The following is an 11,570-nucleotide window of genomic DNA, read 5'->3' on the forward strand; positions in this document are numbered from 1 at the left end:
GTCATGCTCCTCGCCCTCCACTCGTGGCCGCCGCGACGGGACGTGGCGGCGCGATATCGGCCGTGGCCCGGCGTTTCCGGCTGTACGCGCGATACCCGTCCACGACCGCGCCGACCACCCCACCGGGCAGGTACACGGCCGCGGCGGCGACCAGGACGCCGTAGACGACGTCCTCCCACTCCCCGACGAACGCCAGCACCTCCGGCAGCCACACGAAGATCACCGACCCGATCAGCGCGCCGATCCACGACCGGGAGCCGCCGACGATGATGATCGTCAACGCGAGCACGACGAGGTGGAAGTTGATGTCGTTCGGCGTCACCGTGGAGCGCAGGAGCACGGTCATCGACCCCGCCAGCCCGCCGAGCACGCCGCTGACGGCGAACGTGGCCCGGCGGTACCGCGCGACGTTGATCCCCATCGCCGAGGCCAGCTCCGGGTCCTCGCGCACCGCGTCGATGCGCCGTCCCATGGACCCGAACTCGGAGGCGGCCAGCAGCGCCACGACGACACCGGCCACGGCGAGCAGATGCCCGGTGTCCAGCATGCCCAGCGCGCCGAACAGGCCGGACGCGCCGCCGGTGAGGTCGCCACCGTTGACGGCCAGCACCGAGATGATGAGCGTGAACGCCACGGTGGCCATCGCCAGATACAGCCCGGTGAGCCGTTGGATCAGCACGCCGAGTCCGTACGCCACCACGCCGGCGATGACGGCGGCGAGCGTGATCGACGTCGCGGTGGACAGGCCGTAGTGCGTCAGCCCGATCGCCGCGACGTACCCGCCGATGCCGTAGCAGCCGACGCCGGCGAACGAGAACACGCCCGCCCGCAGGGGCACCTGGACGCGCAGGGCAAGCAGCAGCGTGGTCAGTGTGCTCTGGACGAGCACGATGTGGGAGAAGTACCAGTCCGTCATGTCCGTCGCACCTCCGCACGGCCGAACAGGCCCTGCGGCCGCAGCAGCAGGACGAGGAAGATCAGTCCGAAGGAGACGGCGTCGACCCAGGTGCCCCAGTTGTTGGCGAGCACGAACGTCTCCGCGCCCGCCAGGACGAAGGACCCGACGATGACACCGGCCATACTGCCCAACCCGCCCAGCACGATGATCGCGAACGCCTTGATCAGCAGGCCGTCACCGCTTTCCGGGGCGATGGCGCCGAGCTGGAACGTCAGCAGTGCGCCCGCCAGCCCCGCCAGCGCGCCCGAGGTGGCCATGGTGCCGAGCGCCAGCGACGACCGGTTCACCCCCATCAGCGAGGCGGTCTCGGCGTCGACGCCGAGGGCGCGCAGCGCGAGTCCCTGCCGCGACCTCGCCAACCAGCGGGTGACGCCGACGCCGATGCCGACGCCTGCGATGACGATCACCAGCACGGTGGTGGTGACGCGCACGCCGTGGACGTCGAACACCTGAGGTTGATAGGTGCTGCCGCGGAAGCCGAACGGCGCGCTCTCCGTCATCCGCTGGGCGATGGCGAGCGGGATCGCCGCGACCCCGATGCCGCCGATGAGGATCCGCAGCTCGGCGGAGCGATGGTCGGTGGCGCGCCGCATGATCGGGCCGAACGCGAGCACCTGGGTCGCCGTGGTGATGAGCGCCCCCGCCGCCACCGCGATCAGCACCACCGCCGGCATCGGCAGCGCCGCCTCCCGGGTGACCAGGTGCGCGACGAAGGCCGAGAACATGAAGGTCACGCCGTGGGCGAAGTTCAGGATCCCGATGGTGCCCCACGCCAGCGCCATGCCGAGCGCGAACACGAGGTACACCGAGCCCAGTGCGACGGCGTTCAGCAGGTCCTGTGCCACGGCGACCTCCTCGCGGGCCGGGACGATCTGGTGTGGACTGTCATGGCCGCGGCTCCACGAGTTCCTCGGCCTGCCCGTTCCAGCGCACGAGCACGCCCGGAACGCGCATGTCGTTGCCGGCGAAGGTGATCTCTCCCATGACTCCCTCGAATCCTTCTCGCGCGACCTTCTGCAGACCGCGCTTGATCCCTTCGCGACTGGCCGAACCGGACGCCTTGATCGCCCTCGCGATCCACCACATCGCGTCGTAGCCTTCGGCGGCGTAGGTGTCGGGCCTCTCGCCGAACCGTGCGGTGAAGGCTTCCACGAACCGCTGCGCCACAGGGGATGTCTGTGCCGGCGAGAAGTCGGTCGGGTAGATCAGTCCGATGCCGTGCTTACCCGCCTGCCGGACGTTGCCGCCGCCCTGCACGGACGTCGCCACGACCTGCCCGTCGTAACCGGCCTGCCGCAACTGCGTCAGCGCCGTCACCGACTGAGGTTCGGTCAGCAGCATCACCACGGCGTCCGGGTCCTTGCCGGCGATCGACCGCACCGGCGTGGTGAAGTCCTGCGTCGTGCTCTGCACCGGGGTGCTGGACACGACGTTGAGCCCGTGCTCCTTGGCCTGGCGGGGAAACGCGTCCTCGCCGATCTCGGCGAACGTCGGGAACGTCGCGTTGTAGAGCACGCTGACATCCCGCATGCCGTGCTCGGCGAGGTACTCGGTGGCGAGATGGTAGTAGGAATCCATCGGCGCGGTGGCGCGGAAGGTGTAGTCGCCGATCACCACGCCGTCGGAGCCTGCCTGGGTGAAAACCGTCGGCACCCGTGCCCGTTCGACCATCGGCGCGACCGTCGCAGCCTGCTGGCCCTGCGTCGGCCCGAGGATGGCGTGCACGGTGCGGTCGGCCGTCGCCTGCGCCATCTCCGCCGACGCGGTCTCGATCGAGCCCGCCGTGTCAACCTCCTCAAGGGTGATCGTCACGCCCTTGCCGAGGTAGCCCTGACGGTTGATCTCCGCGACCGCCAGCTCCCCGCCGCGCGCGCCGCCGATGCCGGCGTAGGCGACCGGACCGGTGAGGTCACGCACGCCGAGCAGCTTGATCTCCTTCGGGATTCCCTCCTGCGCCGCCGCGCCGCCCTGCGCCGCGCCGCATCCGGCCAGGAGCGCACCGGCCGTCACGAGCGCGACCGCCCCTGCGGTGGCGCGTCGCCACCTGTGTGGAGCCCGCATGCCATCCTCCTGCTGCTGCCTGCCTTCACTGCGTTGTGGTGCGTGTCGTGCGCCGGCCCCCGCGCACGCGTCGCGGCGCCACTGCCGTCACGGCACGGGTTCACCGCCCAGTTCCCCGGCGACGAGGTAGGCGAGCGTGACGCCCCGGCCAAGCGCGAACCCGCTGTTGTACCCGGTTCCCGTGGTCGTCAGAGCGGCACACGAGCCGACCGCGTACAGGCCGTCGATCACGCTGCCGTCGGTGTCCAGGACGTGACCGTCGCCGTCGATGTGCACGCCGCTGGAACCGATGCCCGTGCCGACGAACTTCAGCCGCAGGCCGTGGAACGGCGGCTTGACCAGCTCCCCCAGCACCGGGTTCGGCGTGTTGGCCGGGTCGCCTGCGAACTTGTTGACGTAGGTGACCGTGCCGCGGCCGAAGTCCGGGTCCTCGCCGCGCGCGGCGTAGGTGTTGAACCGCGCCGCCGTGCGTTCCAGCTGCTCGCCGTCGATGCCGAGTTTGGTCCCGAGCTCGGCCAATGTCGGCGCCGAGCTCACCCAGCCCTCGGGATACCGCCCGCCGGGCGGGGTGGCCGCGAGACCGTACTTCTCGCGGTGCTGGTCGTCCCAGATCAGGAAGAACGGCAGGTGTTTGTCGTCCGGGTCCAGGGTCTTGGCGACGATGTCCACCCAATACGAGTCGTTGCAGAACCGCTTGCCCGTGCTGTCCACGATCATGGTGTGCGGCATCGCATACTCGGGACCGTAGCCGTAGCCGGTGCCGACCTGGGAGCGCCAGCCGGGCAGCATCGGCACGCTGGTCGCGGGGATCTTTGCGATCGCCGCGCCGACACCTCTGGCGAGCTTGATGCCGTCCCCGCGTAGCGACTCGGGTGCCACGCTGCCGAAGTCCTCCGGCTCGAGATCGACCATCTCCCGGACGAGATCGGGGTCCCAGTCGTAGGTGCTGGTGGCCAGCACGACCGGCCCGCGGGCCTCCACCGGCCCGTCCGGTCCCTCGGCGCGCACCCCGATGACGCGGCCGCCCTCGGCCAGCAGCTCGGTCACCGGGTGCGACGGCCGGATGTCGATCCGCTTCTCCTGCAACACGCGGCGCAGGAAGCTGGCCACCACGCCGGTGCCGAAGGTCAGCGGGTCACCGCTGCTCGCCGCGTCGTGCGTGCGGCCGTCGGCGATCCCGAACGCCGGAACCCCGGCGTGGTCCGGCTTCCCGGCGGTGTCCTCCTGATCCACATAGGACGCTCGGCGGCCCTTGACCATGAGCTCGTCGTAGGTCGTGCCGACCGGGAAGTACGGGCTCACCCGAAGTTTCCGGCGCCACTCGCCGAGCACGCTGCCGTCGATCACCTCGTTGGTCAGGTACCTGCCGACGGGCAGCGCTCCGGGCGCCTCGTTGTGATAGTCGGCCAGCCCGGGGATCACCTTCCAGCGGATGGCGCCGAGCTCCTCCCAGTAGCGGATCGCGTGCGGCGCGGTGTGGATCCAGCGCAGCATCGCCTTCTCGTCCAGGACCTCCGGAGCGTCGTGGGCGATGGCGCGCACGTACGTCTCGGTGAGTTCGAGGGAGTCCTGGATGCCCTCGCGGGCGGCGACCGGGTTGGCGCCACACCACACCTGGCCGCCGGAGTAGGCGGCGGCGCCCCCCACCAGCTCCGCCGCCTCGAACACGACGACGTCCCTGCCGCGCACGGCCGCACCCAGCGCCGTCGCCAGTCCGGACAGGCCGGCCCCGACGACGATCACCGGCTCGCTCGACACAGCCATCTCACGACCTTCCTTTCGGGTACTGCGAATCGATCGGGTTCGACGCGGCGGAGGGCGGGTCAGCCCAGCGGGATACGGCGTGCCGGGCCGAACGAGCCGTCACCCTTGCCGTCGAAGGCGACGAGCACGGGCACGACCCCGCCGGGGCAGAGGACGTCGAGCGCGGCGTCGTCGTTGATCCGGCCCGCAGTGCAGGTGATGATCCAGTCGCCCGCGGAGCGAACCTGCGCCTCACCGAGCGTGCCGTCGCCGTTGTTGTGCAGGACCGACATGCTGAAACCGGCCATGTTGGCCGTCGCGAGGTCCTCGTCACCGTCGGCGTCGTAGTCGCCGACACCGAAGCAGGACGCCCAGAGGCTCTTCGAGGGGTAGTGCGCCGCCTCGGCGAACGTCCCGTCGCCGTGGCCGCGCAGCACCGTGATACGGCCGTCCACATGCGACGAGATCAGATCCGCCGTGCCGTTGCCGTCGAGGTCGGCGGTGCGGTTACAGATGCCGCCGATGCCCACCGGCGCGGAGGTGTGCCGGAACGTGCCGTCACCGTTGTTGAGCAGGATCGTCTGTGTGGGCGACGCGGCGCCGACCGACGCGATGTCCGCGTCGCCGTCGTTGTCGTAGTCGCCGGAGGTCACGCCGATGCCGCCGAGCGGCCCGGCCAGGCTCGTCGGCGGGCCGAACGTGCCGTCGCCGTTGCCGAAGTTCACCGCGACGCTGCCCCCCGGGTGGCTGACGGCGGTGTCCTCGTGGCCGTCACCGTTGAAGTCGTCGATGGTCAGCGCCGCCGTGGCGAGCGTGTCCGTCTGCGACCGCACGGCCTTGCCGAACGTCCCGCCACCTTCGTTGAGGAGAACGGAGATCGTGTTGCCGCCCGCGTCCATGACGACGATGTCGTCTCGCGCGTCGTCGTTCATGTCGTGGATGTGGACGTTGCTGGGCAGCAGACCGATGTCGATCCGCTCCGGCGGGTGGTAGCCGCCCGCGGGGTTCGCCCGCAGCACCGTGACGCTCGTGCCGGCCTCGTTGGCCACCACGATGTCGTCGAACGGCCCGTCGGTGAGGTTTCCGGTGTCGACCTCGGTGGGCCACAAGCCGTCGGCCGGGACACCGGCGAGCGAGGGCAACGGCGAGAGACCCAGCTGCGGCAATACGGGCAGCGGTGGGAGATCCGGCACGGCAATGGCGTCGTCGCCCGACGCGGGCGCCGCCGCGAGCGTGCTGCCCGAGAGCACCGTGGCGGCCACGACGCCACACCACCGGGCTGTCGAACGAGACATGGTTCGCCTTTCAGGAGATGTCGATGGACGTCACCCGGCGGGGAATCAGGGACGCTGGATCAGCTTGGTCTCGAGGTAGGCGCTCAGGCCCTCGACGTTGCCTTCGCGGCCGAGTCCCGACTGCTTGAAGCCACCGAACGGCTGCACGACGCACATGGCCCAGTTGTTCACCGACACCTGGCCGGTGCGGATGCGGCGCGCGATCTGCTCGCCGTAGCCGGGGTCGCGGGCGTAGACCGCGCCGGAGAGGCCGTACTCGGAGTCGTTCGCGAGCTCGACGGCCTCGTCGACGCTGTCGAACGGGATCACGCAGACGACGGGGCCGAAGATCTCCTCGCGGGCGATCCGCATGTCGTTGCGTACGTCGGCGAACAGGGTGGGTTCGACGAACCAGCCGCGGTCCAGACCCGCGGGCCTGCCGCCACCGGTGACCAGCCTCGCGCCCTCCTCCAGGCCCAGCTTGATGTAACTCTCGACGCGGTCGCGCTGCCGCTCGGCGGCGAGCGGACCGAGGACGGTGTCGGGCTCGGCCGGATCGCCGACCTTCAGCCCCTGGAACGCGGGCACCATGGCGTCGAGCAGTTCCTGTTGCCGCTCACGAGGAACGAGGACCCGGGTCAGCGCCGCGCAGACCTGGCCCGAGTGCCCGATGCCGGCGAACAGCAGGGTCGGCAGCACGTCGTCCAACGGGATGTCGTCGGCGATGATCGCCGCCGACTTGCCACCCAGCTCCAGGGTGACGCGAGTGATGCGCTCGCCGCACAGGCTCATGATCCGCCTGCCCGCGGCCGTACTGCCGGTGAAGGCGACCTTGTCGACGCCGGGGTGGCGGACCAGGTGCTCGCCCACCTCCCGGCCGCCGGGCAGCACGCTCACCACACCCTCGGGCAGTCCCGCGGCCTCGAGCGCCTCGGCGAGGAGATAGGTGCTGACGGGGCCCTCGGGAGCGGGCTTGAGCACGACCGTGCAGCCCGCCGCGAGGGCTGGACCGATCTTCAGCGAGGCCGTCGCCACCGGACCATTCCACGGGATGATCGTCGCCACCACTCCGACCGGTTCACGCACGAGCACGCCGTGCCCGTCCTCCCACGCGCGTTCCTCCTCGAACGCGAATCGCTCGTGCAGGGTGGAGGCGTCCTTCCACATCTTCAACGCGTTCTGGTGGAACGCCTCGCTCACCGCGGCGGGGGCACCGATCTCGGCCGTGAAGCTGGCCGCCATCGCGTCGAAGCGTTTCTCGACCTCCTGGCCGACCCGGGCGAGCACGGCGCCGCGCTCGCCGGGTGTCATCCGCGGCCACGGCCCGTGGTCGAAGGCCTCGCGCGCGGCGGCGACGGCCGCGTCGATGTCGGCGGGCGTCGGATCCGGAACGGTCGCAAGGAGCTCCTCCGTCGTCGGAGACACGACCGGGATCACCTGGTCCCCGGCGGACTCCACCCAGGTGCCGCCGATGAACAGTTTCGAGTAGCTCCGCACAGTGCCCGGTGCGTGCACGGTCGAGGTCATGGACGCGCTCCTTTGCGTGTACCGAACCGAGTCGCCGTCGTGGGGCGGCGCCACTCAACCTTGGCTCGCCGCACAGGCGAAGTCAATGGTTTTCATAGGATTTATTGTCATGGATTTGCGGACCCGGCGCGACACCGAACAGGCCGGGAGCCGTTACGCGACACGACTTTTTCCGCGTGCGTAGCGAACGTCGCGGCGTCGCACCGGTGCGATGTCCGGACGTCTGCACTCGCGCACGTAACGCGAACATGCCCTGAGTCGGGTGCCGGCCGCTACCCTGTCAAGCGCGGAATCGCGGGGCGGGAAGCGTGCGCAGGATCGCCGCGAGCTTCTCCGGCACCGGCGCCTTGGAGAAGTCCGGCTGCCGGCACGCATAGGCCATATGCCCACGCGTAACCAAGTCACCGTCCCGGGTGAACTCGTAGCCGACGGTGTAGGAACTCGTGCCGATGCGGTCGAGCACCACCTGGCAGGTCAGCTCGTCGAACACCTTCGCGGGCCGGTGGTAGGTCGCGCCGGAGCTGATGCCGACGGTGAGGATCCCGAGATCGTCGTGCAGTTCGCCGCTGCGCAGACCGTGGGAGAACAGCCAGGACGTGTAGACACGCTCCATCCACCGATAGTAGATCGCGAAATAGGCGATCCCGACGGCGTCGCAGTCGCCATAGCTCAGCTGGAACGTGAGCCGGTCACGTGGTTCCATCACCGGCTCCCTCCCGCGGCAGGGCGATGGTCGCGGTGCCGATCAGGACGGTGCCCTCCCCCGCGACCGACAACTCCACGTCGCAGTCGCACAACAGCTCGCCGTCCTGCTCGCGCAGCGCGGTGACCACGCCGCTCGCACTCACCCGGTCGCCCGCGCGGACGTTGCCGCGGAATCGCACGCGCAGCCGCCGCAACCGGTCGTGGCCGCCGCTGAACGCCGCCAGCATGTTCATCACGTAGGCCATGTTGAGCGGTCCCTGGTTGATCGGCCGGTCGCCGAGGCCGATCGCGCGCACCGCATCCGTGTCCCAGTGGATCGGGGTGGGATCACGCAGCAACGCCGCGGTCGTCTTCATCTTCTCCGCGCTGACCTCCGGCACAGTCCACTGTGGCAACCGGGTTCCCACGACGACGCCCATCAGTTCCTCCGGGGAAAGATGATCGAGTTCCAGCAGTCCGCGACGTGACGCCCGCTCTCCTTGTCGTGGACCGCGAGCCGGTAGTCGACGATGTCGAAGGTGCCCGCGCTGCGGCCCGTCTTGCGATCGGCCGACGTCACGCACCCCGACACCATGTAGGTTCCGCCCACCCGCATCGGCTCGTGCAGCACCGTCTCGTGCTCGCCGAACAACGGCCCGTCCTCGGCACACGCGTCGAACCACGCGAAGAACTCGTCCCAGCCGACACCCATTGCCTGGGTCGCCGCCGTCCAGGCGAGCACCGGGTGCGCGACCTCACCACCCGGTTCCGCGAGCGCCGCGTCGGCGAACAGCCACGCCAGCCACGGTTCCACGACGAACTCGCCACCGGGAAACGCCCGGCCGACCTGCGCCCGCACCACGGCCACGCCCGGATCAGACATCGCGTTCCCGGCCGGCCCAGTAGGGTTCCCGGAGGGCGCGTTTGAGGATCTTGCCGGTCGGCGCTTTCGGCAGCTCCGCCACGAAGTCGACCGACCGGGGTCTCTGGTAGCCGGCGAGATGCCGGCGCGCCTGGTCGATGATGTCGGCCTCGGTGGCCCGGTGGCCGGGTTTGAGCACCACGACGGCTTTCACCGACTCGCCCCACTCGTCGTCGGGTACCCCGATCACCGCGCACTCCAGCACCGCCGGATGGCGCGCGATCGCTTCCTCGACCTGGACGCTGAAGATGTTCTCGCCACCGGAGATGATCATGTCCTTGGCGCGGTCGACAATGAAGATGTAACGATCCTGGTCCCAGGTGGCGATGTCGCCAGTCCACATCCAACCGTCCCGCAACGTCTGTGCGGTGAGCTCCGGGCGGTTCCAGTACCCGAGCATGTTCGCCTCCGACCGCACGATGATCTGCCCCGGCGTGCGGCCGTCCTGCGGCACGTCGTGGCCGTCGTCGTCGACCACCCGCACCGACGTGACGAAACCCTCGCGCCCGCACGACTGCAGTCGCTCAGGCCACCTGCCCGCGAGTGCATCCACGTGGTCCTCCTGGGACAGAAAGCACATCGTGGCGCCCTCGGTCTGCCCGTAGCCCTGGATCAACGTGCACGGAAAGGAGTCGAGCGCCTGCCGCACCACGGCCGAGGGCATCGGGCCACCGCCGTACTGGATGTTGCGCAGGCTCGACAGGTCGTAGTTGCCGAATCCCTCGACGGCCATCATCCAGTTCAGCATCGTCGTGATGCCGAGAAAGGCCGACACCCGTTCGGCCTCGATGATCTCCAACGTCTGCCTCGCATCGAAGTTGACGAGCACGAGCGGGCAGCCGTGCTTGAGGTAATTCATCGCCAGCACCACGGGAATGTGGTACATCTGCCCGGTCAGCAGGTAGACGTCGGTCGGCACGATGCGCTCGGCCACGGTCTGGTTCAGCATGCCCGCCGCAGCGCTGCGATGGGAATGCAACGCTCCCTTCGCCTCGCCGGTGGTGCCGCCTGTGTAGAGGATGAAGAAGGGGTCGTCGTCGCCGATCTTCGCCGACCACTCCGGCTCCTCGGGCGGCGCGCTCTCGACGAGCGACTCCAGACTGCCGTCTCCGTCCACACCGAACTGCAGCACGTGCGGAACGTCGACCTCCCGGCACAGTTCGGCCAGCACGTGCCGCCACTCGTCGCCCACGACGATCGCCCGCGGCGCCGCGTCGCGAACGATGGCGGCGAGCTCGGGCACGGCGAGCCGCCAGTTGAGCGGCTGCAGCACGAAGCCCGCGCGCCCGGCGGCGAAGTACAGCGCCTGGTACTCCGCACAGTTGCGCGAGAGCACGGCCACGCGATCACCGGGTCGGATCCCGAGTGCCGCCAGCCCGTTCGCCAGCCGGCGCACGAGCTCGTCGAGCTGCCGCCACGTGAGCCTGCGCTCGCCGGGCACGTCGTAGATCGCCTGCCGGTCCGGGGTCAGCGCGGCCCATTTCGCGGGAATCAGTCCCTGATTCACGGTCCGCCCTCCTCAGTAGGGGAGGTCCAGCTGGATGTGCCGCCGCCCGAACCTCCAGTGGCCGCTGTCCCGGACGAGTTCGTCGGCGTAGCGGGCGGTCGAGAGCACGGTCAGCGTGGAACCGGTGACGGAGATCAGCGTGAGATAGGAATCCACGGTGGCGATGTCCGCGTCGATCGCCCGGATGACCACGTTCGTCACCAGGTGCCGCCGCTGGTCGTTCTGCGAGGCGAGCGAGTCCCTCATCAGCCGGACGATCGCCTCGCGGCCCTCGAACGGCCCGATCAGGTCGCCGTCCTGGATGCGCATGGTCAGCACGGCGTCGGCGGTGAAGCAGTCCGCCATGGTCTCCATGTCGTTGTCGTCGTAGGCGAGGGCGTAGGCGGCCAGGACGTTCTCGATCGACGCCCGGTCGGCCGCGGGCGCGGTGGGCACGGTCATGCGTCGAATCCCTCCAGCTCCGCAGGTGTCCACGGGGAAATGACCCTCGACGCGATCCGCCAGCCGTCGTCGCTGCGACGGTAGACGTCCTCGTTGAGCGCCGCGGCACGGAACCGGGCGCCGGTACGACTATGTCCCTCGGAGAACACATAGTTCGTCCCGTGCGCCCGGTCCTCGCCGTCGAACACGATCACGTGGTTGGTGATGATGTGGAACTGGTCGGCCACCGACCGCGCGTCCCGCTCGAAGAAGTCACGCAGCCGCGCGTGGCCCTCGAGCCGGTCGAGGCCGACCGCGGTGGCGTCCCAGACGGCGTCCTCTGTGAACACCGCCAGCGTCTCGGCGGGGTCGAACCGACCGAGGCCGAGGGCGTAGCGATGGGTCAGCTGGATGATCTCCAGGTGCGACTCGACAGTCGCGACCGACGCTGGTGTCGTCATCACCGCACCCCGC

General features: G+C 69.8%; 12 protein-coding genes. All 12 read right to left on the bottom strand.

Annotation, left to right across the window (positions count from 1 at the left end):
• Position 1: 1 nt before the first annotated feature.
• The 12 genes from ACFSZT_RS21985 to ACFSZT_RS22040 all read right to left on the bottom strand — a co-directional run bounded on the left by ACFSZT_RS21985 (position 2) and on the right by ACFSZT_RS22040 (position 11,557).
• Complete coding sequence (locus tag ACFSZT_RS21985) at positions 2–916, bottom strand: branched-chain amino acid ABC transporter permease (RefSeq protein ID WP_377386302.1); 915 nt, start codon at positions 914–916, stop codon at positions 2–4.
• Positions 913–1,803, bottom strand: coding sequence for a branched-chain amino acid ABC transporter permease (locus ACFSZT_RS21990; RefSeq protein ID WP_377386305.1), 891 nt, complete (start codon positions 1,801–1,803; stop codon positions 913–915). The genes ACFSZT_RS21985 and ACFSZT_RS21990 overlap by 4 nt, the downstream gene beginning before the upstream one ends.
• Positions 1,804–1,843: 40 nt before the next feature.
• On the bottom strand, positions 1,844–3,019 hold the full coding sequence (locus tag ACFSZT_RS21995) for an ABC transporter substrate-binding protein (protein ID WP_377386307.1): 1,176 nt from the start codon (positions 3,017–3,019) through the stop codon (positions 1,844–1,846).
• Between the two features lie 87 nt (positions 3,020–3,106).
• On the bottom strand, positions 3,107–4,783 hold the full coding sequence (locus ACFSZT_RS22000; protein ID WP_377386310.1) for an FAD-dependent oxidoreductase: 1,677 nt from the start codon (positions 4,781–4,783) through the stop codon (positions 3,107–3,109).
• 59 nt (positions 4,784–4,842) lie between these two features.
• Entirely contained in the window at positions 4,843–6,024 is a 1,182-nt protein-coding gene (locus tag ACFSZT_RS22005) for an FG-GAP repeat domain-containing protein (RefSeq protein WP_377386312.1), read from the bottom strand.
• Positions 6,025–6,102: 78 nt separating this feature from the next.
• A complete protein-coding gene (locus ACFSZT_RS22010) occupies positions 6,103–7,563 on the bottom strand; it encodes an aldehyde dehydrogenase (protein ID WP_377386315.1) in 1,461 nt (486 codons plus the stop codon).
• Positions 7,564–7,843: 280 nt separating this feature from the next.
• Positions 7,844–8,266: an acyl-CoA thioesterase gene (locus tag ACFSZT_RS22015; protein WP_377386318.1), complete on the bottom strand. Its 423-nt coding sequence runs from the start codon at positions 8,264–8,266 to the stop codon at positions 7,844–7,846.
• Entirely contained in the window at positions 8,253–8,687 is a 435-nt protein-coding gene (locus ACFSZT_RS22020; RefSeq protein ID WP_377386321.1) for a MaoC family dehydratase, read from the bottom strand. The genes ACFSZT_RS22015 and ACFSZT_RS22020 overlap by 14 nt, the downstream gene beginning before the upstream one ends.
• The gene (locus ACFSZT_RS22025) at positions 8,687–9,130 is read right to left on the bottom strand and encodes a hypothetical protein (RefSeq protein WP_377386324.1); all 444 of its coding nucleotides are present in this window, start codon (positions 9,128–9,130) and stop codon (positions 8,687–8,689) included. Before ACFSZT_RS22025 ends, ACFSZT_RS22020 begins: the two co-directional genes overlap by 1 nt.
• A complete protein-coding gene (locus ACFSZT_RS22030; RefSeq protein ID WP_377386327.1) occupies positions 9,123–10,676 on the bottom strand; it encodes a class I adenylate-forming enzyme family protein in 1,554 nt (517 codons plus the stop codon). Before ACFSZT_RS22030 ends, ACFSZT_RS22025 begins: the two co-directional genes overlap by 8 nt.
• 12 nt (positions 10,677–10,688) lie before the next feature.
• On the bottom strand, positions 10,689–11,117 hold the full coding sequence (locus tag ACFSZT_RS22035) for a nuclear transport factor 2 family protein (protein WP_377386330.1): 429 nt from the start codon (positions 11,115–11,117) through the stop codon (positions 10,689–10,691).
• Entirely contained in the window at positions 11,114–11,557 is a 444-nt protein-coding gene (locus tag ACFSZT_RS22040) for a nuclear transport factor 2 family protein (RefSeq protein ID WP_377386333.1), read from the bottom strand. Before ACFSZT_RS22040 ends, ACFSZT_RS22035 begins: the two co-directional genes overlap by 4 nt.
• Positions 11,558–11,570: the final 13 nt, after the last annotated feature.

The organism is Prauserella oleivorans, assembly GCF_042685745.1.
GTDB classification, from domain to species: Bacteria; Actinomycetota; Actinomycetes; order Mycobacteriales; family Pseudonocardiaceae; genus Prauserella_A; species Prauserella_A oleivorans.